Below are 20,711 nucleotides of genomic sequence, written 5' to 3'. Positions count from 1 at the left end.
ACATAAATTAGGTAGCTTTTTTTCACCTGCACCTAATTTATTTCGGAATTGGCAACTCATAGTGATAAAAGGTTCTGCCCGTTTCTTTTTCTTTCAATACAAAGAGGAAATGGGTTTTGGGTTGGTACACTTCTGAAAATTTAGTACCAAGTTTTGTTTTAAAATTTTCATAATCTTCATCACCAACTTCTGCTCGTTTGAAAATCCATGATATATTTCTTTCAATCCCACCTTGGTCAAAATAACTTAAATTGATTTCTAATCCATCCTCTGTTGCTTGTAAGATTGTGTAAGTGCCAATGAGTGATGGTAAAAAACTAGTAGGGTCACCTTCTCCATACATTTCAGAAAAACTAAAAGTTTGGTCAGGTTTAAAGAAAACAGGTAAAATAGTTCCTTGGTCGTAAAATAAGATTGTACCCTTTTCGTTTGCCAAAACCAATTGTTTGAAACCATAAGCATGTCGTTCTGCTTTACCAAATTGAGAAATGGCCAATTTGATTTTATCAAAGGACACCCAAGGTGATGCAGAAAAACTATCCTTAATCATCTCACCCATTTTGATTTCGGAAAGACAAACACGCCCTGTAGTTCCAAGTCCATAGGTTTCTAAAATCTCAAAACGAATCACATTCCCTTCAAATGTAGAATCTAAATCCAATACCTGTAGACCTTGTTTCCCGAATTTTGCTTTGGAAAGTTCAATGTCTTTGGTTCTGTCCAATTTAAACTGATTTTTCGAATCGTTTTTCTCCATCCAAAAGGAAGAAACTCTCAGCTTTTTAATCATATCATTGCCCTTTAGATCATTCACAGAACGATGATATCCATTTAACAATTGCAATGCTGTAAATTTTGTTTGATTAGATAAAAATAAAGTGAAGCCAGACCCTACTTCTTTGGCATTTGCACAAAATGCAGTCGCATATTTTTCATCCATTGCAAATTCAGGACTAAACCTCCAAGGTTCTTCGGGACTCACTTGGCCAACACTTTGGGTTTTCTCATAATCCATTTGTTTTTCCGAAGCTTTACAATGAGTTAGGAACATTATAAAGAGAATGGAAACAAATACACGAGAGAGATGGGAAAAAGTGGGTGAAGTTACCTTTTGATTCGCTAGTTTATAAAAGGAATCAAAAGGAAACATTTTGATTTTTGTAAAAAAAAAGAGATCCATGGATGTTCCAAACCATGAATCTCTTCGAAAGACCGATCAAGCGAAAAACAGTTTTGTTTAATCGATATAGTCTTTCAATTTTTTCGAGCGACTTGGGTGACGGAGTCTTCGCAACGCTTTTGCTTCAATCTGACGAATCCTTTCACGAGTCACTTTGAATTGGTAACCTACTTCTTCGAGTGTTTGTGCATACCCATCATCCAAACCAAAACGCATACGAATGACTTTTTGTTCCCGCGCCGGAAGTGTTTGTAAAACTTGTCTGATTTGTTCGGAAAGAATGGAAGACGCAGCTGAGTTCAGCGGTGAAATCACTTCTTTGTCTTCGATAAAATCTCCGAGTTCCGAATCTTCTTCAGAACCCACAGGAATCTCGAGAGAAATTGGTTCACGCGCTACGTTTTTCACAGCCTTAACTTTTTGAACAGGCCAGCCAAGACGTTCTGCAATTTCATCATTAGAAGGATCACGTCCAAATTCTTGTACAAAGAGACGAGTTTCACGGATCACTTTGTTTACTTGTTCAATCATGTGAACTGGAACACGGATCGTACGAGCTTGGTCAGAGATCGCACGAGTGATGGCTTGCCTAATCCACCAAGTGGCATACGTAGAAAACTTATACCCCTTTTTGTATTCAAACTTATCGACTGCACGAATGAGACCAATGTTTCCTTCTTGGATGAGGTCAAAAAAATGCATTCCACGGTTTGCATACCGTTTTGCAATGGAGACCACCAAACGGAGGTTTGCTCGCACAAGTTCACGTTTTGCTTGTGCAATTTCCCTTTCCCCTTTGATGATTTTTTCACCCCAGTCTTTGATTTCCCCAACAGGAGAACCAGCTTCCTGTTCCATACGACGGAGTTTCCGTTCGTTGTTACGAATGTCTTTGATGACTTCTCTGACTTCATCAATGTCACAACCCATCATTTTTTCGATTTCATCTAAGTTCTCATTTTTTTCGATGAAACGGTTGAGCGCTTTGATTTCACGAACATCATGACCATATTTGGCTTTGATTTTAAGGAAATGTTTTTCAATCTCCTTAACACGGAAAACCATCGACTTGATCTTTTGAGAGATCTTTTGGATTTCTTTTTGGGAAACTCCAATTTTACGAATGGCTTCATCAATTTTGCCCGTAGACATATCGATTTTTTCTTTGAGTTCTTTGAACTTCTTAGAATTTTCAGAATACTTTCGAATACGGTTTGTGGATTCGTTGAGAACTTTTTCATCCTGTTGGATGAGTTCCATATTTTCAAAAAAAACTTTTTCTAATTTGTCCGCTTGCTCTTGGTTGAGTGCGTACATTTTGTCCACTTTTACCAAGTCATATACTTTGATTTTTTTGGACTTAATTTTTGGAATGAGTTTAGCAAAGTTTTGGCGAAGGATAGAAGAACTTAATATCGTTTCTTCAATGATTTTTTCACCCTTCTCAATCCGTTTGGCAAGGAACACTTCGGTTTCCCCTGAAATGAGGGAAACTTTACCAATTTCTTTGAGATAAAGCCGAATCGGATCCTCAGAACTGGAAGAAACACTGGACTCTCTTTTTTTACGTGCCGGTTTTTCTTTTGTTTCTTTGGTAGTTTCTTCTTTGGTCGTTGTGAGGGAACTAGATTCTTCCAATGATTTTTTGGAATACTCTTCTACAATCTCAATCCCCATCTCGTGTAACAAGGTGAAGACGTCATCAATCTTTTCGGAGTTTAGAATTTTATCCGGTAGTATTTCATTGATCTCATCATACGATACCTCTCGGTTTGCCTTTCCGATGGAGATAATCTTTTGTACTTCTGGTAGGCTTGCTAGATTTTCCATTCTACCTTTATCCTCTTTAGACTTCTAACGTTTGGATCGTTCTGAGATACACAGATCTCTTATTTTTTTCACTCTTCAAAAGTGAAAGTTCTGACAATAGATTGTTCTTTTCTTCAATCGTTAAGTCAGGTTTGGCCATTTCTTTCACAAGTTCTTCCATCCTTGCGTCATCCAACAAATCCGCATGGTAAAAAAACATCGCTTTAAATGTCGCTGGGGTTACTGTCACATCGGCCGAAAAATGTTCAGCAATTAGTCCCAGGTATTCCGATGGAATTTCTTCCCTCGAAAGAATTTCTGCAGCCGTTAGGTTCTCATTCTGCAAATACTTTGTATATAGATAGTCCCAAAAAAAGGCAGAAACCTCATCACGAAACTCGAGCGACAACAAATCATCAGCAAAACTGAATAACTCCAAGTTTTGGATGAGCATGGCGATCATTTTCCGTTCACAAACAAGAACAGGAGAAGGTTTCCCCGGTTTTTGAATGGAACGGTCTTTCTTAGTATCGACAACAGCAGGGGTCGAAGTTACACCTGGTTTCCCACGAAAGTCCTGAAAAAGAGAAGAAAACGATAGCCCAAGTTGGCGTGCACCCTCTTCTAAATAGACCTGTTTGTCAGTTTCCTTCTCCATGGGTTTTAAGAATTCGAAAAGTTTTTTGACTCCCGCTTGTTTTTCTTCCGCAAGGGATGTGGGTCCCGCACCACCGAGGATTTCTCGGATCATAAATTGGGAAGCTGGTGCAGCCTCTTCCAATAAATCCCGGATTTCTTGTTTGTTATGATGGATTGAATAATCAAAAGGATCTTTTCCTTCTGGGATATGGCACACTTTGACAACCACTCCCTCTTTGGAGAGAAGGTTCACAGCTCGGAAAGCACCTTTGGTTCCTGCTTTATCAGAATCCATCATTAAATACACTTTGTCTGCCATGTTTTTTAAGATGCGAACATGCCCTTCCGTAAATCCAGTTCCGAGAGGGGCTACAACAAATTCAATCCCTCTCCGAAAGAGTCCAATGGCGTCAAACACCCCTTCTACGATCACTGCTTCTCTTGTTTTGCGGATGCTATCTTGGGATAAATTTAAATTGTAAAATGTACGACTTTTATCATAGATCAAAGAGTTTGGACTATTGATGTATTTGGCTTCTTCGGATTCCCCAAGGATCCTACCCGAAAAAGCAACCACTCGCCCTCTTGTATCAATCACAGGGAACATGATCCGATTGCGGAAAAAATCATACGGGTCTTTGTTTTGGTCTTGGCGTTTGAGTAGACCCAACTGTTCCCCCAATTTTACTTCGGCTTCTGTTTTTAATAATTCGCCGCGTAAATTCCCAAATCCAGGAAGTCCAAATCCAATTTGAAACACTTTTATGTCTTCGCTATACAATCCACGTGACTCTAAATACTTTAACGCCAGTTCACCGGCAGCAGTGTTTAGATTTTTTTGGAAATATTCGAGAGCTTTTTGGGAAATTTGGTAGAGTGCTTCTTTTTTTCGTTCAGACTCTTCTTCTTCCTTAGTGCGTTCCACAAGGGGAATGCCAGAGTATTCCGAAAGGATTTCGAGGGATTTTAAAAAATCAACCTTTTGGTAATCCATCACAAAACGGAATAAATCACCAGATGCCTTACACCCAAAACAGTGGTAAAATCCACCTTCAGGGTTTACATTGAATGAGGGAGTTTTTTCATTATGGAAAGGACAAATGCCAACAAGGTTTCTACCCATCCGGCGTAAGGGAACAAATCTATTGATGTAGGAGTCAATGGAGACTTCTCTGCGAACTCTTTCTTTAAAACTTTGGTAAGGATTCACAGTTTAGTTTTTTTAACTGGCGCTAAGTGCTTGTTTAACGAGGGAGGATACCTTGGAGCCGTCTATATTTTGTCCTTTAAATTTTGCCATTACATTCCCCATCACCTTTCCCATATCCTGAGGTCCACTTGCACCTAACTGGGTTACAGCTTCTTTCACTGCTATGTTAATTTCTTCTTCGGAGACTTCTTTAGGAATATAACGTGAGATGATTTCTGCTTCTTCAATTTCTTTACTCGACAGATCAGGACGTTTCGCTTTGTCGTATTCCAAAGCGGTATCCTTACGGCGTTTGTAATTGGATTTGAGGATCTGCATGACTGCAGTATCCGAAAGTTCAGAAGCGCCAGTTTTCGTTAATTCATATTGAATTTCTGCTTTCATTAGACGTAAGGTGCCGAGGACTTTTTCATCCTTGGCTTTTAACGCCGTTTTTAGATCGGAATTGATCGTCTCTTGCAGGGTCATAGGAAAACCGGCTTAAAGATTAAAGTTTATCTTTTTTAGCAAATAATCTTTTCTTTTTGTCTCGTTTGCGTTTGGCAGCTTCCACTGCTTTTTTCTTAATGACACTTGGCTTCTCAAAGTATTCACGGCGTTTGATTTCGCTCATGATACCAGCATTTGCACAATCTCTTTTGAATCTACGAAGCGCTGCCTCAATAGATTCCCCTTCTTTTAAATAAATCCCTACTTGTGGGGTCATAGACAAACAACTGTCCTTTTGTAAAAATGGTCTAGTTTTGACGGTATCGGAAAGAGCCCTATTCTGTCAATTCAGCGTAAAAATGCTTTTAGAAATTTTCAAGAAAAATGGACGAAAACTTGGCATCATCCGCCAAAATGTCCCCATCGATCGGGAAAATCTTCAATTTATAGTCCAAAATCAAATGTTTGGAAGGAAAGTACAAAGAACCGAACCTGTGATTCGCTCCATCCAATGTTTCCCCAGGGCAAAATAAAAAATACGACCTAGGGTTCAGTTGGAAATTGAATTCATTTTCCCTCGTTTCTTTGTGGAGGGTGGCAGTCACTTCTCGTAGAATTTCTTGGCTTTTGATGACCCCCATCGGTTTAAAAAAGGGACTTAAGTCTTGGAGGTGAAAAAATGCAATCACACCGGATTTTGTGTCTCCTTGAAATGCCTTCTCCATTCGTTTGCGAATGGGTTCTGTGATGGTTTCAAAATCGAGTAAATTCTTTTCACGAAGGGATATCCCGGTCGCACAAAAGGTTAGGACTTGGTTCGAAAGGTCTTCCCAAACCCTAGTGGGTAAACTTTGCCCTTTTTCGAGTAAAACTAAAACAAAAACAGGAACTTCCCCTTCAGGCAGACGGATGACGGATAATTCAACTTCTCTTGCCTTTTCACGAAAGGACTCGATGGAGATGGGAGATAAATACCCCATAGTGCGGGTCCAATGGGAGTACGAATTGGAAACAATCCCTCGGATATTCTCTTCTTCCTTCGTTTGCCCAAATTCATAAACCAATTCTTTTCCCAAATACACCCAACCAAGATAGGCACCAACACTGGCAAAACTGAGTCCCAAACGGCGGGAGTGGTAGTCGGTCATCTGCATAGAAGGAGAAGGGATTAGGTGCATTGGCTCAGTCATGGAGGTTCTAACGTACAGTATCGGATTTGTCATCCACTTTCAAAAGGAGAAAGGATTTGCTCCCTACCCACAACCACAAAAATGGTGTAAAAAACAACCTCGGGGAAACTGTGAACGCAACACCGAAACAAAAAAAACTCATTTCTCTCTCACAATTCATCTTAGAAGAGCAACTCAAAATCCCACATGCATCGGGAGAATTCACTGCCCTTCTTAGCCATTTGGTTTATGCCGCCAAAATTGTAGGCCGTGAAGTGAGAAAAGCGGGACTCCTCGACGACATTTTGGGTGCTACAGAAGACACAAATGTCCAAGGCGAAACCCAGATGAAACTGGACCAATACGCAGACAATGCCTTCAACCAATCCTTAAAAATCTGTGGTCACCTTTGTGTGCTTGCCAGTGAAGAACATGAAGCCATCATCCCAATCCCTGGTGGGTATAATATTGGAAAGTACACAATGGCGATCGATCCTTTGGATGGTTCATCGAATATCGATACCAACGTATCCATAGGGACTATATTTTCCATCCACCAAAGACTAGAACCCAATTCCAAAGAACCTGGGACAGAGAAAGACCTACTCCAAAAAGGACATTTGCAACGTTGTGCGGGTTACATCATCTACGGATCCTCTACCATGCTTGTTTTATCCACTGGAAAAGGAGTTTCTGGATTCACACTCGATCCTAGTGTTGGTGAATTTTTACTTTCTCACCCGAACATGCAAATGCCAGAAGCGGGAGATATTTATTCTGCTAATGAAGGGAATGCATCTTACTGGTCGCCAGAAGTACAAGCCTACTTACAAAAAATCAAATCCATCGAAGGTGGTAAAAAGCCAAAAACAGCGCGTTACATAGGTTCCCTTGTGGCAGACTTCCACAGAAACCTTCTAAAAGGTGGGATTTTTCTCTATCCAAACGATACAAAATCTAGCAAATACCCAAATGGAAAACTCCGTTTGTTATATGAAGCAGCTCCCATGGCCTTTATTGCAGAACAAGCAGGTGGTATGGCAGTGACCGTGAAAGGAGAACGAATTTTGGACCTAACTCCAAAGGAACTCCATGAACGAACAACGCTCATCATTGGAAGCAAAAGAGAAGTAGAAGAATTCCTTACATTTGTTCCGAAATAAATTCCTTAGAAATTTCTGATGCCATACAGAAATTTCTTTCAATGGAAACGAAGATCGTGTAGTTTTGGCAGAATTAAAAGATTTTTAGGAGAAAACTTTCGATGAACAAAAAACTACTCGTTTTAATTCTCGGTGTAACTATGGCTTCTGGACTTGCTTTCTGCAAAAAAGAAGAGCCAGTTGTAGAAGAAAAAATGGAAACTGTTGAAGATGCGGCAAAAAAAGTAACTACTGAAGTAGAGAAAAAAGTGGATGCAGCAGTAAAAACTGCTGAAACAGAAGTAAAAAAGGCTGCTACTGGCGCTGTTAAAGACGCAACAAAAGACATTAAAAAACCAGCTGGTTTCTAATTCTTTCCTATCGTTTTTAAAACAAAAAACCAACCGATCTTCGGTTGGTTTTTTTTTGCCCTTTTAGGAATCTGTGTATTTGATTTTTGCGTGGAGCTCTTCCTCTAACGCACATTTCGGATAGGTTCCTACATCCAAAGCAGTGCCGATGTAACCAAATGGATCTTGAGGAGAGATAATCCGAAGGTCCCATCCATTCACAATCCAAGGGCATTGGTAATTTCGGTCCTTACAAACGATCTGGGAAGATTTTGGTTTTGGATACGCCCATGCGGATGTTTGGAATTTACATTTGTTTTCAATTTCGGCAATGGTACGAATCCGTTTGATGGCGTGGTCAAATTCTTTAAACCGATCAATCATTGGATCTGCCAAATCTTTTCGGAATAGTCCCTTCTCTGCATTATAAGTAAACATCACTAGGAGTTTTTCCGAAACATGTTCTTTGTCTGTTGTGACCTTTAGATTCTCCATGATGTACCGAGCAATCTTCAATGCATCTAACGTGACTTCTGCGGTATTATCGGCATATTCTCCCGCTTCTTCCTCGTCATCACTTGCATCGTCTTCCATTCCACTGCCGAGCAGTAAGTCTTGGTTCAATTGGTGTTTTCGTAAGTCTTCTACATTGACATTTGCTGGGTTCACACCTGGAATTTCAAAATTAGAGTTTCCATGATTGTTAATTGCACTGATCACTTCTTCTGGCAAATTGAGTTTACGTGCAATTTCGATACTGAGGTTTACTGCAGTTGACAGAGAAGAACCAAAAAAACTTTGTCGATACAAACCTTCTTTGGATACAGCAATATCAGCGCATAAACCTGCTAAAAAACTATAACGGTTCACCATTTTGAAACCATATTGTTTTTGGATGACTGAACCCAAACTGAGTAGTCCAAAGTCCGCTAAATGATTAAAAAATTCTTTATGTGAAAGTAATATACGAAAGAATGATAAAGCGACTGTTTTGGAATAAAATGAGTTTTGAATGATCCCTTTTAGGCTTGCCATTCTTTCTGCATTTTGTTCATAAAGGTGGAAAATAAATTCATTGGATCTGTCATCAATCCGATTTAAGATCGCTTTTGACAAAACTTGTCTTAGCATCTTCATTAAATCTTTTGACATTGCAAGTTTGAAGGAAGGAATATAATTCCCTTCTAATCCTTCCAATTTTTTTAATATGTTTTCTTTGATAGCTACTTTTTCTTTGATAAGGATGTTTCCATTTTTATCAACAACGGGTTCACTGAGTGAGACAGAACCTAACAGATCATAATCCACAGCAAAATTTTTAAATTCATTGAATTCTAGGAATTCGATACCAGCACTCGTAATTTTCATAAAGGTCCTAGGGAAACTGTCTTTTATGTTCTTTTAAGAGCAAGATTTTTGCTTTCTTTCTTTGTCTAAATAGTGTAGTTTTTTAGTGGTTTTGGAGGTTCTATTTGGTTTCTTCTATCCCCAAAGACTCACAATCGGTGAGCGAATTACAAGAGTTCTACAGACAAATGGTACTTATACGAAAGTTTGAAGAGGCTGCCGCAAAAGCATACAGTGTTGGAAAAATTGGTGGGTTTCTGCATTTGTACATTGGGCAAGAAGCAGTTGGTGTTGGATCCATTGCGGCACTCACTCCCCATGACTATATTGTTTCCACTTACCGCGACCATGGTCATGCTCTCGCTCGTGGTTTGCATCCAAACCCTCTGATGGCCGAACTTTTTGGAAAAGCAACTGGTATCTCCAAAGGGAATGGAGGCTCAATGCATTTTTTTGATAAAAATGCACACTTTATGGGAGGGCATGGAATTGTAGGTGGTCATATCTCACTCGCAGCTGGGATTGCTTTTGCTTCCAAATACAAAAAAGAAGATTCCGTCACCATTTGTTTTTTTGGCGAAGGTGCCGCCAATATTGGTTCTTTTCATGAAGGACTCAACCTTGCTGCTATCTGGAAACTACCTGTTGTTTTCATTTGTGAGAACAATCATTATGCGATGGGAACACCCGAGTACAGAGCCCTTGCTGTCAAAGATGTGTCCGTGAGAGCGTATGCATATGATATGGCGAGGGACCATATCGAAGGGGATGAGGTTAGAAAGGTTCGAGACCATGTAAAAGTTGCGGTCGACAGGGCACGCCGAGGGGAAGGTCCAACACTCATCGAAGTATCCACCTACCGGTTTCGTGGTCACTCTATGTCAGACCCAGCCAAATACAGAACCAAAGAAGAATTAGATGCCTATAAAAAGAAGGATCCACTGATGCGTGCAAGGCATGAACTTGAATTAGGTGGGATTAAACCTGAAATTTTGGACAAATTAGAAATCGAAATCCAAACCCAAATTGATGAAGCTTATGCCTTTGCAGAATCCTCTCCCGAACCACCTCTTTCCCAACTCCACAAGTATGTGTATGCGGAGGATAAATAGATGGCAGTGTTAACCTATAGGGAAGCGTTAAATCGTGCCATGGTAGAAGAAATGGAAAAAGATCCCATGATTTATTTAATGGGAGAAGAAGTGGGACATTACCAAGGTGCCTATAAAGTTTCCCAAGGTATGCTCGATAAGTTTGGAGAGGCCAGAGTGATTGACACTCCCATTTCGGAAAATGGATTTGCAGGGATTGGTGTAGGATCGGCAATGGTGGGACTTAGACCAATCATTGAATTTATGACTTGGAATTTTTCACTGGTGGCGATCGACCAAATCATCAACTCAGCAGCAAAGATGAATTATATGAGTGGTGGCCAATTTCCGATGCCAATTGTATTTCGCGGAGCTGGTGGTGCAGGAGGAAGGCTTGGAGCCCAACACTCACAAGCCTTTGAATCTTGGTATGCCCACTGCCCTGGTCTCAAAGTAGTATGCCCTGCCACACCAAAAGATGCCTATGGCCTTCTCAAATCTTCGATCCGGGATAACAATCCAACGATCTTCATTGAATCAGAAGTTTTGTATGGTTCCAAAGGAGAAGTCCCTGAACAGGAATATACCATTCCATTGGGTCTTGGAGAAATCAAACGGAAAGGGACAGACATAACTATCGTTACATGGTCAAGAGCTCTGAGTTTCGCTGAAGAAGCAGCAATCATTCTAGAAAAAGAAGGAATCTCTGTCGAAATTGTGGATTTACGCAGTTTACGACCGTTAGATGAAAATCTCATCTATGAATCGGTCAAAAAAACAAACAGAGCCATTGTTGTTGAAGAAGGATGGCCTGTTGCAGGTTTTGGAGCACAAATCTCTCACCTCATCCAAAAAAATGTTTTTTCCTATCTAGACCACCCTGTAGAACGAGTCACACAAATGGATGTTCCAATGTCCTATGCTGCAAACCTAGAACGAATGAGTTTGCCGAATGCCAACCGAGTGGCAGATACCATCCGAGAGATGTTACGTTAAGGAGACCAGAGTGGCAAAAATACAAGAAATGACCCAATTATCCCCTACGATGGAAGAGGGAACCATTGTGAAATGGTTAAAAAAAGAAGGTGATTCCGTAAGTCCAGGGGACATCCTCGCGGAAGTCGAAACCGACAAAGCAGTTATGGAGATGGAAGCTTATGATTCTGGTGTGATTTTAAAAATCATCCAAGGTGAAGGCACCAAACTAAAAGTAGGTGAAGCTCTCGCAGTCATCGGAAAACCAGGAGAAGACATTACATCCTTACTCACGAACCTTCCGAAAAAACAAAACTCTGCTGGTTCCTCCGAGTCCACAACGAGTGAAACTCCGAAAGAAGTGGTCTCCTCCACACAAAGTGTTGGAACAAAAGAATCTGTACCCAAGGAAATTCCAAACGTTCAAACTCAACCGGTTTCCCAAAACCAATCGACTGCCCAATCTCCCGCAACAACTCTTCCAAGAGAAACAACAAATGGAACACCTTCTGTACCACGTGGAACTCTTCGTGTCCTTGCATCTCCCCTAGCCAAATCCATTGCCATCGAACATGGAATTGATTTACACAAAGTCATAGGAACCGGACCCGAAGGAAGGATCACCAAAAAAGATGTCCTGGATACCTTAACAAAAGGAATGGGAACCACAATTGGAGGGTATGAAACACAAGTGAGTGATGAAGTGATCAGTTTGAATGGGATGCGTAAAACCATTGCCAAACGACTCACCGAATCCAAACAAAACCTACCCCATTTTTATTTGAATGTGGATGTCAATGCCAAAGCCCTTGAGACCTTACGCAAGGAAATCAATGATTTCCAATCCGCACAAAACCCAGAAACACCTACTAAGGTGAGTTTGAATGACATCATTGTCAAAGCAACAGCTTTAGCCCTTAAACTCCATCCGAAGGTGAATGCAAGTTTCCAAGGTGATTCCATTCTACAATTTGGTCGCATCGATGTTGGAATCGCTGTTTCCATAGACGGAGGCCTACTAACACCCGTCATCCGTGATGCAAACAGAAAGTCCATCCAACAAATCTCACACGAGGTGAAAGAACTCGCAAAAAAAGCCAGAGAAAGGAAATTAAAACCAGAAGAGTTTACGAATGGTACTTTTACCATTTCCAATTTGGGAATGTTTGGAATCAGTCGGTTTACGGCCATTATCAATGAACCTGAAAGTGCAATTCTTGCCGTTGGTTCTGTAGAGGATAAACCCGTTGTGGAAAATGGAAACGTTGTGGCAGGAAGGATTCTTTCTCTCACACTCTCCTGCGATCACCGGGTGATCGATGGAGCTGTGGGAGCAGAGTTCTTAAAGACCTTAAGGAGTTTATTGGAAAAACCAAACCTTCTCCTTGCAGTCGGTTAAACAAGTTTTGGGTTATGCAGCAAAAAAGTCTGCACTTTGGATATCAGCAATGGGAATGCGGACGACTCCAGTGGCCAAGTTCCCGATCACAACATCGTCCATCATTTGGCGGTTTTTATCGAGTTCGATGCTCTTTCCATCTTTGAGGTGTAAAACGATATCAATACCACGGTAGTGAATGTAACGTTCGAGTGTGTTTTTGAATTTGTGAGCTTTGTCCATCTGGTTTTTCGTTCCTTTATCTTTGTAACTTACAAAGGGTATCGTACGAAGTGAATGAGACCTTTAGAAAATTTTGTCTCATTAGATAAGTTTTTTTTGACATCCATAGGAAACTAAGAGAATTATGTCACATGAAGTCTGAGAACCCAACCTCCGCCACTCCTGGCGTACGAAAAGCTGCCCTCCTCCTCCTATCCCTTGGCAAAGAAAGAGCCGCCGATGTTCTAAGACACCTAGACGATTCTATGTTAGAAGCAGTGATTTTGGAAATGTCCAAAATTAGGTCCGTTTCCAAGGAAGAAAGAGAAACCATATTAAAAGAATTCCATCATACCATCGAAGACATTTCCGAATCCACTTCCGGTGGATTGTCAACTGCCAAATCCCTTCTAGAACACACGGTGGGATCAGAAAAAGCCAATGTGATCTTAAAAAAGATCCATAAAGAAGAAACAAAGAATGATTTTGAATTTTTGAACTTAGTAGAACCTACTGTTTTACAAACCATGCTCGCCACAGAATCACCACAAATCATTGCGGTTACCCTTTCTCATCTGGATCCTAAAAAAGCAGCTGATGTTTTAAAACTATTCCCGAAACCAGAACAGGCAAAAATCGCAGTTCGTCTCGCTACCACTTCCAAAACCCACCCAGATGTGATCCAAAACATCGCAAGGATTCTAAAAAAACGTTACGAGGAAAGAGACAAACAAGAATATTCCGAAGCGGGTGGTGCTCACGTGCTTGCGAACATCCTTAACTTTATGGAAAAGGGAGCAGAAGAAACCATCCTTTCTGAATTAGAAGAAACGTCTCCTGATGTTGCAGACCAAGTCAGGGAAAAATTATACACGTTTGAAGACATTTTATCTCTCGATAACAAAGAGATGAGGATTCTCATCAATCGATTGGCGGATGATACGTCAATCTCTCTTGCCATTCGTGGTGCTGGTGACGAAATCCGAAAAAAATTCTTAAATAATATGAGCCAAAACCGTGCAGAAGATATATTAGATATTTTAGATATGAAACCAAGGGTCACCTTACGAGAGATAAACGAAGCAAGAAGTAAAATTGTCCAGGTTGCAAGGGTGTTAGAAGAGGAAAATCAAATCCTATTCAAAAAAGACAAAGAAGAATATATTGAATGAAAATGGGATGAACAAGAAGGGAAATTCCCGATGGCGGAGTTGACGGGGCTCGAACCCGCGACATCCTGCGTGACAGGCAGGCACTCTAACCAACTGAGCTACAACTCCATCGGAATAAAAACCAAGGTATAGATTCGACTCCATTCGTCAACATTGTTTTCATTTGTTTTCTTGCCTTCGGTTAGAATTTTGAGAAACTGGCATAGGTTCTATGCAAATCGAAGAAAAAAAAGCCAAAGACCTTTTCCAGGATCGTATCTTCACACTTTCCAATTTTTTATCCATATTCCGTGTATTGTTATTACCATTTTTTTTCTATAGCACATATGATTATGCCAAAGATCCATCTAACCTGAAAGCTTTCTTTGCATCCATTGGTTATGCATTGGTCGCCGTTTTTACTGATTATTTAGATGGTCTCTTTGCAAGGCTCTTACACCAGGAAACCACACTCGGTAGGTACTTAGATCCTGTCTGTGATAAACTCGTAACTTTAGGTGGACTCTCCGTTGTGACACTTCATTTTGCATTTCCCATTTGGATCCTCATTGTGTATTTTATCCGTGAGGTTTTAGGTGTTTGGCTTGGTGGATTTTTGTATTTAAAACGTGGACTCCAAGGAAGGCCAAATTGGTGGGGAAAATTTGGTGTGGGGATCGTTGCTGTTTCTGTGATTTGGTACATGTCACTTCCCTACTTCCACCAATTCGGTGCTCCTTATGCGTTTCTCATGCACCCAGTGATTTCGGCTTATGTTTTACTATTTGTACTCACTGCCGGTGTTATCGCTTATGTGGTTCGGTATTGGAATATTGTCCTACATCCAGAAGCAATCGAACTAGACCCAGAAAACAAAAAACAAGCGAAGAAATACCAAAAGATCTAATGTATCCAATCTGATTTTTGAAAAATCTAATTTCAATCATTAGATACGTTTTTTTACCTTTGCTTTTTTCTTTGCTAAGGAATCAAATTCCCGTAGTTTTAATTTTAAAATATCAAGAGTTTCTTTTAAAACTGCTTTTCCATGTTCGTTATCAATTTCACGGACAAAACGCACAATCATACCCAAAGTATGACTGAAGTACAAAGCAAAAGGACGAAGTTCTGATTCTTTAAGATTAGGAAGGCATCGGATCATGGTCCTTACCATCAGGTCTGCGTTTCGGTATGTGTCTCGATTGTCTTCTATTACCAATTCAGGAATTGCCCTTGCTCCAGCCCATAGATTGGCAAGGGCTGGGTCTTTCTGGAAAACAGAAACAAACTGTTTGAAGGCTTTCTCTGAGGCAATTTCCAACTCTTCAATGGTTCGAACAGGATCCAATATCCGTTTGGTTTCCTCAAACATGAAATCGTAATACTCCGTCATAATTGAAAGTAATAAGGTACTTTTTCCCGGAAAGTATTGGTACAAGGAACCAATTTGAATTCCCGCAGTTTGTGCAATCTCCCTCATACTCACAGCATCAATTCCCTTTTCTCCAATGAGTTCCTTTGCCGTCTTAAGGATTTGTTCTACCCTTTCGCGACTTCTGTTTTGAACAGGGACTTTCATAGAAGAGCTCATAGGAAAAGGAGAATTCACTACACAAAATTTGCACATCTTTTTTTAGTAGGACGTTCATTTTGATCTTGACTCATCTCACTTTATGATCAATGCTCACATTTATATGATCATTGATCATATTAGGACAGTGTAGTATGGAACCAAAAACAAAACAGGAAGATGGATCAAAAGGGATCATCGATAAATCTGATACAATTTGTATCATTGGTGCAGGGCCTGCGGGATTAACGATGGCGAGGTCTTTATGTGCAAAAGGCATTCCATTTGTTGTATTTGAGAAACACAAAGATGTTGGAGGGATTTGGGACATCCAAAATCCAGGCTCTCCGATGTATGAAAGTGCTCACTTTATTTCCTCAAAGTATCTTTCGAATTATTTTGACTACCCAATGCCAAGTGATTACCCTGACTATCCATCTAACCGCCAAATTTTGATGTATCATCGTAAGTTTGCAAAAGATTTTAATTTATACCCATACATTCATTTTGAAACAACTATCAAAGAAGTTACACAATCAGGTGAAAAATGGATCGTGAAGACCACTACAAACGAAAGTTATCTTTTTCAAGGGATAGTTTGTGCGACTGGTATCACTTGGTCACCCAACCAACCAAAACTCAAAGGAGAAGAATCATTTTCGGGTCAAATTTTACACAGCTTACATTATAAGTCACCAAACCTCTTTAAAGGGAAACGAGTCTTAATTGTTGGGGCTGGTAATTCTGGATGTGATATTGCTTGCGATGCTGGTGCAAATGCGGAACAAGCTTACATCAGTGTAAGACGAGGGTATCATTTTATTCCAAAACATATCCTTGGAAAACCAGCTGATGTATTTGGTGATGGTGCGCATTTTATACCCAATTGGATTTCTCAATTGGTATTTGGGAAGTTATTAAAATTCCTTGTGGGTGACCTTACAAAACTTGGGTTGCCAGCACCTGATCATAAAATATTCGAAACTCATCCCATCATCAATGACCAATTAATCCATAACTTAAGGCATGGTGATGTCATTGCAAAACCAGATATCGAATTTTTGGAAGGAGATTCAGTTGTCTTTAAAGATGGTACAAAAGAGAAAATTGACCTTATCATCTTAGCTACAGGTTATAACTGGTCCATCCCTTATATGGAAAAAAAATACTTTGAATGGAAAAATGGAAGGCCAGACCTTTACCTCACCTTATTCAATCGGAACTTTGAAAATTTATATGCCTTAGGTTATATGGAAACCGATGGAGGTGCTTACAAGATGTTTGATGAAATGGCAAACCTCATTGCTTCCTATATCGAAGCCAAAAATAATCACCATCCATCTGCCTTACAATTTGCCAAATTGATCCAAAATGATCGTCCTTTGTTAAATGGTAATATCCATTACCTAAATTCAGGAAGGCACTCGGTATATGTCAATCAAGTCGCCTACAAACAATACCGATCAAAAATTCAAAAAAAGATGGGATGGCCAGAACTAAAAGTCGGACAATTCAAACGACTTGAGACTTCTGATTCCTCCTCTTCCTTTCAAACCCTGGTTTCTGGTGGGTCCAAATGATAAACTCGATTGAAGGACAACCGAAAAAAACAGCTTTTATCACTGGTGGAGGTGGTGCTATCGCTGAAGAAATTGCCATTCAATTGGATAAAGCTGGATACCAACTTTTACTTTCTGATATCAATTTGGAAAAGATGTCTGCCATTCAGTCAAAATTAAAGGGTAAACCAGAATATTTTGTCTGCGACCAAACCAATCCTAAAGAGATTCAAACCTTACTTTCAACGATCCAGGAGAAGTATCCAAATATTGATGTATTGATCAATAATGCAGGTTACACCAAAGAAGGGCCTTTTATCTCACAATCCAAAACCGACATCGAAAGGCAAATGTGGATCAATTTGATGAGTCCAATCCATCTCATCCATGGGATTTTGCCACTGATGTTAAAACGTGGGAAAGGATCGATTGTTTCCATCGTATCCATAGGTGGGATCATTGCTTTAGCTGACTCTTCGATCTACTCTGCTGGGAAATTTGGGCTACGAGGTTTTTTAACTGCCTTATATGAAGAACTTAGACATACAGGCATCAAGGTTTCAGGTATTTATCCTGCTGCAGTGGATACACCTATGCTCTTACATGAAGCGTTAAATGGAGGAACTGCTCTCAATTGGTTAAACAAAGTGCAATCCCCCAAAAAAGTAGCAAATGCCGTTTTATTAGGGATCAAAAAAGGAACGTTAGAAATATACGTGCCATATTCCGATGGACTTGTTTCTAGGTTGGTCGCTGTATTTCCTTGGCTTATAGGAAAACTATCCCCACTGCTCAAAATAATAGGAGAACGAAGCAAAGAAAAGTGGTTAAGAGGAAAGGGAATTCAAATTCCAAAACGAAACTGAAATGAGAGAGCCTGTTTTTGTCTGTTTTGTAATAGAAAAGGCAAAATGGAAGGTGAGATATAAGGGATAATAGCTTCAATACATCTGAATACCAATGGGTATGATGTTCGAATCTATTATCCCAAAGGGATTAACGTCGTTTTTTCTTTGCCGCTCTTTTCTTAGATGCTTTCTTCTTTGCTATTTTCTTCTTTTTAGGAGCAACTTTCTTTGTTTTTTTCTTGGCTGCTTTTTTCTTTTTAGCTGCCTTCTTCTTCTTAGGAGCTGCTTTTTTTGCTCTTTTTTTCTTTGCCGCTTTCTTTTTGGCTGCTTTCTTCTTTTTAGGAGCTGCTTTTTTCGCAACAACTGTTACTTCAGGAGCAGGTTCTTCCATTACTACGGGCATTTCTATTGTTTCGTTTTCTTCCATACATGTAACCTTATGAAGATTGGTTCTATCTTCCGTCTGGAAACGATAACAATGGTTGGATTCTAAAAAGTAAATTCATTTTTATTTTCTAAAGATGATCTGACCTAATTTCTTTCCAATTTAAAATCAGAATGCATTCAATCCTGAAATCTCATACGATGATACAAAGAATTACATACGATTTTACCATATTCATAAAGCGATCCCTCAATTTGTAGATGATTTCAACTTATGGTAAATCGACACAACTTCCTTAGCACGTTCAGGACGTTTTGATTTTTGGTACAATTTGATTAGGACTTTTAATACTGGTAAAACATCTGGTTTTCGACTATAAAGTCTCTCTGCTAAATCGATGGCTTCTTCTATCATACCGGCTTTCGCATATTGTATGACACCATTCCAAATCATCTGTAAACCTGAAGGGTGGAGATTCGAAAAAGATTCAGCAGCTTGTCCCGCCAAAGAATACCTACCTAGTTTACGATACAATTGGTACAATACTTTCCAAAACAGTGGATTCTCATTTTCAATCGCTAACTCTTTCTCTAAAACTTGTAATGCCTCTAAATTTTGGTCTTTCTCTACCAATAGGATGCACTTTTCGATTGTTTTGGATCGAAAATTCATTCTCGGGTGTTCGATTGGTTGGAATTTTATGCTGAGAAAAGACAAATCATCTGTTAACTCACCGATAGATTGTAATCGTAATCCCAATGCACTTACCTCACCTTTCGTTTCTTCCACTTGTCGTAAGATCGAAGTATGATCAAAATTGATAACTCGATTTTTGGATTCATCCATCCCCAAATCCAAATCATCTCTACCATCACTTCCTAGAATTATGGTGTCTCCAGGACGAATCCAGCAGGTTTCAATCTTTGCTCTTTCTTTTTGCATCCCTAATTTAAAATTAGTGGCTTGTTCGGAAAGAAACTGTGCTTTTCCCTCTCGGTATCGTATCGGGAAAGGATGTTCCGCATTAATATAGTACATATATCCATTTTTTTCATCAACAAGACCAAAAAGTAAGGACATTGACATCGATCCATCAAACCCTTCAAAAACATTATTCAAATCATTGAGTGCTGTGTGTAACCAACGTTCGGGGAAGTAGTAGGATAATATCCCTTCTCGATTCGTTCGTTCAATGAGAGCACGAAACGCTGTACCAAAAACTAAGACTCCACCTGCCCCTTGCATGGATTTCCCCATGGCATCACCATTAGCAAACACACAATAACGACGCCCACGTAAAACAATGTGGTCAGTGACACAAATATCCCCTCCCAATTCATACTCTCTGTCCTTAAAATGGAAAGATTTCTTCTGTTTGACATAGGATAAAAAAGACACCGATTTTGAGTGGTTTCGTATCCCAGAAAGCGGACGAGTGAGAAGTGAAGTGAGATAATAGTCACCATCTTGTTGTGACTTCAAGCGACTTACTTCCATAATTGCATCTTCATAGGAACGATTGAGTGTTCGTAACATAAGTCCTAACAATAGTAAAACAGAGACAGCTGTGATGAGGAAATCCTCACTCCTTGCTTTCAAAGAAGAATAATCGGAAAACCAATGTGGGAATCCATTTTGGATTTCATTGATCACAAACAGGAGGGAAACAAAAAAAACGATCGCAACACTATCCCATTTTTTACCGAGAATTAACATATTCAGCACAAGGATGGGTGCAAGTAACATCACATTGGCACTGACGATGCCTCCACTGTATTTGATTTGTAAACAGGCAGTGAGTGAACTGATGATAAAAGTAGGGATAATTAAAATTTGAAAGTAACGTTTCACCCGAGATAAATAATAAAATAAAATGGTAGAACCAAATGCTGCCCATAAAGCAAGTAATCCTCCCATTTCAAATCCTTCTCGGAAAAACTCAGATCCAAGTCCAACTAACATGGCTATGAGTCCCGCAAACAATGTGCCATTCAAAATCCGGTGGCGCATCACAAATTGGTCAGTAGGACCAAGGACATTCACGATCCAAACGGACAACGTTCGTTTGCAGAAAGAAAGGACCAATGGGAAATACGCATGTTTCATCTCTTCAAAACCTGGTGTAGTTTGCAATTTTACCGACATTTGTCGATAAATTAAATGACAAAAAGGAACCCAAAACAGTGGACGAATCGACAAACGGGAGTATTTTTTAGTCGACACTTGTCGACTAATATCCAAACTAGGAAAGGAAGGA

General features: G+C 39.8%; 20 protein-coding genes and 1 tRNA gene. 9 read left to right on the top strand and 12 right to left on the bottom strand.

Going from position 1 to position 20,711, the window contains the following annotated elements; genetic code table 11:
* Positions 1 to 37 precede the first annotated feature (37 nt).
* The 6 genes from DI076_RS05535 to DI076_RS05510 form a co-directional block, all read right to left on the bottom strand.
* Entirely contained in the window at positions 38 to 1,180 is a 1,143-nt protein-coding gene (locus tag DI076_RS05535) for an NADase-type glycan-binding domain-containing protein (RefSeq protein WP_108958985.1), read from the bottom strand.
* 57 nt (positions 1,181 to 1,237) lie between these two features.
* Positions 1,238 to 3,010, bottom strand: a complete 1,773-nt coding sequence (rpoD, locus tag DI076_RS05530) for an RNA polymerase sigma factor RpoD (protein WP_100718534.1) — start codon at positions 3,008 to 3,010, stop codon at positions 1,238 to 1,240.
* A gap of 16 nt (positions 3,011 to 3,026) precedes the next feature.
* Positions 3,027 to 4,838, bottom strand: coding sequence for a DNA primase (gene dnaG / locus DI076_RS05525; protein ID WP_108958984.1), 1,812 nt, complete (start codon positions 4,836 to 4,838; stop codon positions 3,027 to 3,029).
* A gap of 12 nt (positions 4,839 to 4,850) precedes the next feature.
* Entirely contained in the window at positions 4,851 to 5,306 is a 456-nt protein-coding gene (locus tag DI076_RS05520) for a GatB/YqeY domain-containing protein (RefSeq protein WP_108958983.1), read from the bottom strand.
* Between the two features lie 19 nt (positions 5,307 to 5,325).
* A complete protein-coding gene (gene rpsU / locus DI076_RS05515) occupies positions 5,326 to 5,544 on the bottom strand; it encodes a 30S ribosomal protein S21 (RefSeq protein WP_012388550.1) in 219 nt (72 codons plus the stop codon).
* Positions 5,545 to 5,632: 88 nt separating this feature from the next.
* Positions 5,633 to 6,421, bottom strand: coding sequence for a hypothetical protein (locus DI076_RS05510; RefSeq protein WP_174705029.1), 789 nt, complete (start codon positions 6,419 to 6,421; stop codon positions 5,633 to 5,635).
* A 146-nt stretch (positions 6,422 to 6,567) separates the two neighbouring features.
* Here DI076_RS05510 and fbp point away from each other — a divergent pair, with 146 nt between their 5' ends.
* Together fbp and DI076_RS05500 are read left to right on the top strand one after the other, a co-directional pair.
* Positions 6,568 to 7,599: a class 1 fructose-bisphosphatase gene (gene fbp, locus DI076_RS05505; RefSeq protein WP_108959259.1), complete on the top strand. Its 1,032-nt coding sequence runs from the start codon at positions 6,568 to 6,570 to the stop codon at positions 7,597 to 7,599.
* Between the two features lie 101 nt (positions 7,600 to 7,700).
* Positions 7,701 to 7,949, top strand: coding sequence for a hypothetical protein (locus DI076_RS05500; protein ID WP_100718538.1), 249 nt, complete (start codon positions 7,701 to 7,703; stop codon positions 7,947 to 7,949).
* A gap of 63 nt (positions 7,950 to 8,012) precedes the next feature.
* Here the strand turns inward: DI076_RS05500 and DI076_RS05495 are convergent, their stop codons facing one another.
* Positions 8,013 to 9,296, bottom strand: a complete 1,284-nt coding sequence (locus DI076_RS05495) for a hypothetical protein (protein WP_108958982.1) — start codon at positions 9,294 to 9,296, stop codon at positions 8,013 to 8,015.
* A gap of 104 nt (positions 9,297 to 9,400) precedes the next feature.
* Here DI076_RS05495 and pdhA point away from each other — a divergent pair, with 104 nt between their 5' ends.
* Genes pdhA through DI076_RS05480 form a run of 3 tightly spaced genes read left to right on the top strand, consistent with a single transcriptional unit; the run spans position 9,401 to position 12,740 of the window.
* Positions 9,401 to 10,387: a pyruvate dehydrogenase (acetyl-transferring) E1 component subunit alpha gene (pdhA, locus tag DI076_RS05490; RefSeq protein WP_108958981.1), complete on the top strand. Its 987-nt coding sequence runs from the start codon at positions 9,401 to 9,403 to the stop codon at positions 10,385 to 10,387.
* Positions 10,388 to 11,362, top strand: a complete 975-nt coding sequence (locus DI076_RS05485) for a pyruvate dehydrogenase complex E1 component subunit beta (protein ID WP_108958980.1) — start codon at positions 10,388 to 10,390, stop codon at positions 11,360 to 11,362.
* A gap of 10 nt (positions 11,363 to 11,372) precedes the next feature.
* Positions 11,373 to 12,740: a pyruvate dehydrogenase complex dihydrolipoamide acetyltransferase gene (locus tag DI076_RS05480; protein ID WP_108958979.1), complete on the top strand. Its 1,368-nt coding sequence runs from the start codon at positions 11,373 to 11,375 to the stop codon at positions 12,738 to 12,740.
* Between the two features lie 12 nt (positions 12,741 to 12,752).
* Here DI076_RS05480 and DI076_RS05475 read toward each other — a convergent pair whose 3' ends face one another.
* The gene (locus tag DI076_RS05475) at positions 12,753 to 12,962 is read right to left on the bottom strand and encodes a hypothetical protein (RefSeq protein WP_015675889.1); all 210 of its coding nucleotides are present in this window, start codon (positions 12,960 to 12,962) and stop codon (positions 12,753 to 12,755) included.
* Positions 12,963 to 13,093: 131 nt separating this feature from the next.
* Between DI076_RS05475 and fliG the strand changes: the two genes are divergently transcribed.
* Entirely contained in the window at positions 13,094 to 14,113 is a 1,020-nt protein-coding gene (gene fliG, locus DI076_RS05470; RefSeq protein WP_108958978.1) for a flagellar motor switch protein FliG, read from the top strand.
* A gap of 31 nt (positions 14,114 to 14,144) precedes the next feature.
* Here fliG and DI076_RS05465 read toward each other — a convergent pair.
* Positions 14,145 to 14,221, bottom strand: a tRNA-Asp gene (locus DI076_RS05465).
* A gap of 103 nt (positions 14,222 to 14,324) precedes the next feature.
* On the opposite strand from DI076_RS05465, the gene DI076_RS05460 reads away from it, so the two are divergent.
* A complete protein-coding gene (locus DI076_RS05460; protein ID WP_108958977.1) occupies positions 14,325 to 14,999 on the top strand; it encodes a CDP-alcohol phosphatidyltransferase family protein in 675 nt (224 codons plus the stop codon).
* Between the two features lie 39 nt (positions 15,000 to 15,038).
* On the opposite strand, the gene DI076_RS05455 is transcribed toward DI076_RS05460, so the two are convergent.
* Positions 15,039 to 15,683 (bottom strand): TetR/AcrR family transcriptional regulator, encoded by a 645-nt coding sequence (locus DI076_RS05455; RefSeq protein ID WP_108959258.1) that lies wholly within the window; start codon positions 15,681 to 15,683, stop codon positions 15,039 to 15,041.
* Positions 15,684 to 15,817: 134 nt separating this feature from the next.
* On the opposite strand from DI076_RS05455, the gene DI076_RS05450 reads away from it, so the two are divergent.
* Together DI076_RS05450 and DI076_RS05445 are read left to right on the top strand one after the other, a co-directional pair.
* Positions 15,818 to 17,242: a flavin-containing monooxygenase gene (locus DI076_RS05450; RefSeq protein ID WP_108958976.1), complete on the top strand. Its 1,425-nt coding sequence runs from the start codon at positions 15,818 to 15,820 to the stop codon at positions 17,240 to 17,242.
* Entirely contained in the window at positions 17,239 to 18,087 is an 849-nt protein-coding gene (locus DI076_RS05445; protein WP_108958975.1) for an SDR family NAD(P)-dependent oxidoreductase, read from the top strand. Before DI076_RS05450 ends, DI076_RS05445 begins: the two co-directional genes overlap by 4 nt.
* Before the next feature lie 130 nt (positions 18,088 to 18,217).
* Here the strand turns inward: DI076_RS05445 and DI076_RS05440 are convergent, their stop codons facing one another.
* Both DI076_RS05440 and DI076_RS05435 read right to left on the bottom strand, forming a co-directional pair.
* The gene (locus DI076_RS05440) at positions 18,218 to 18,496 is read right to left on the bottom strand and encodes a hypothetical protein (RefSeq protein ID WP_100718547.1); all 279 of its coding nucleotides are present in this window, start codon (positions 18,494 to 18,496) and stop codon (positions 18,218 to 18,220) included.
* 207 nt (positions 18,497 to 18,703) lie between these two features.
* Entirely contained in the window at positions 18,704 to 20,599 is a 1,896-nt protein-coding gene (locus DI076_RS05435) for a SpoIIE family protein phosphatase (RefSeq protein ID WP_439957271.1), read from the bottom strand.
* Positions 20,600 to 20,711 lie beyond the last annotated feature (112 nt).

The sequence above is a fragment of the Leptospira ellinghausenii genome, from assembly GCF_003114815.1.
GTDB classification, from domain to species: domain Bacteria; phylum Spirochaetota; class Leptospiria; order Leptospirales; family Leptospiraceae; genus Leptospira_A; species Leptospira_A ellinghausenii.
This window is presented reverse-complemented; position numbering and strand designations above follow the sequence as displayed.

What these genes read in the sequence shown, in the direction of transcription:
- DI076_RS05535 (WP_108958985.1), bottom strand. Translation starts at nt 1,180, where the DNA reads ATGGATCTCTTTTTTTTTACAAAAATCAAAATGTTTCCTTTTGATTCC.
- rpoD (WP_100718534.1), bottom strand. Translation starts at nt 3,010, where the DNA reads ATGGAAAATCTAGCAAGCCTACCAGAAGTACAAAAGATTATCTCCATC.
- DI076_RS05520 (WP_108958983.1), bottom strand. Translation starts at nt 5,306, where the DNA reads ATGACCCTGCAAGAGACGATCAATTCCGATCTAAAAACGGCGTTAAAA.
- rpsU (WP_012388550.1), bottom strand. Translation starts at nt 5,544, where the DNA reads ATGACCCCACAAGTAGGGATTTATTTAAAAGAAGGGGAATCTATTGAG.
- DI076_RS05510 (WP_174705029.1), bottom strand. Translation starts at nt 6,421, where the DNA reads ATGCAGATGACCGACTACCACTCCCGCCGTTTGGGACTCAGTTTTGCC.
- DI076_RS05500 (WP_100718538.1), top strand. Translation starts at nt 7,701, where the DNA reads ATGAACAAAAAACTACTCGTTTTAATTCTCGGTGTAACTATGGCTTCT.
- DI076_RS05495 (WP_108958982.1), bottom strand. Translation starts at nt 9,296, where the DNA reads ATGAAAATTACGAGTGCTGGTATCGAATTCCTAGAATTCAATGAATTT.
- DI076_RS05485 (WP_108958980.1), top strand. Translation starts at nt 10,388, where the DNA reads ATGGCAGTGTTAACCTATAGGGAAGCGTTAAATCGTGCCATGGTAGAA.
- DI076_RS05475 (WP_015675889.1), bottom strand. Translation starts at nt 12,962, where the DNA reads ATGGACAAAGCTCACAAATTCAAAAACACACTCGAACGTTACATTCAC.
- fliG (WP_108958978.1), top strand. Translation starts at nt 13,094, where the DNA reads ATGAAGTCTGAGAACCCAACCTCCGCCACTCCTGGCGTACGAAAAGCT.
- DI076_RS05460 (WP_108958977.1), top strand. Translation starts at nt 14,325, where the DNA reads ATGCAAATCGAAGAAAAAAAAGCCAAAGACCTTTTCCAGGATCGTATC.
- DI076_RS05455 (WP_108959258.1), bottom strand. Translation starts at nt 15,683, where the DNA reads ATGAGCTCTTCTATGAAAGTCCCTGTTCAAAACAGAAGTCGCGAAAGG.
- DI076_RS05450 (WP_108958976.1), top strand. Translation starts at nt 15,818, where the DNA reads ATGGAACCAAAAACAAAACAGGAAGATGGATCAAAAGGGATCATCGAT.
- DI076_RS05445 (WP_108958975.1), top strand. Translation starts at nt 17,239, where the DNA reads ATGATAAACTCGATTGAAGGACAACCGAAAAAAACAGCTTTTATCACT.
- DI076_RS05440 (WP_100718547.1), bottom strand. Translation starts at nt 18,496, where the DNA reads ATGGAAGAAAACGAAACAATAGAAATGCCCGTAGTAATGGAAGAACCT.
- DI076_RS05435 (WP_439957271.1), bottom strand. Translation starts at nt 20,599, where the DNA reads ATGTCGGTAAAATTGCAAACTACACCAGGTTTTGAAGAGATGAAACAT.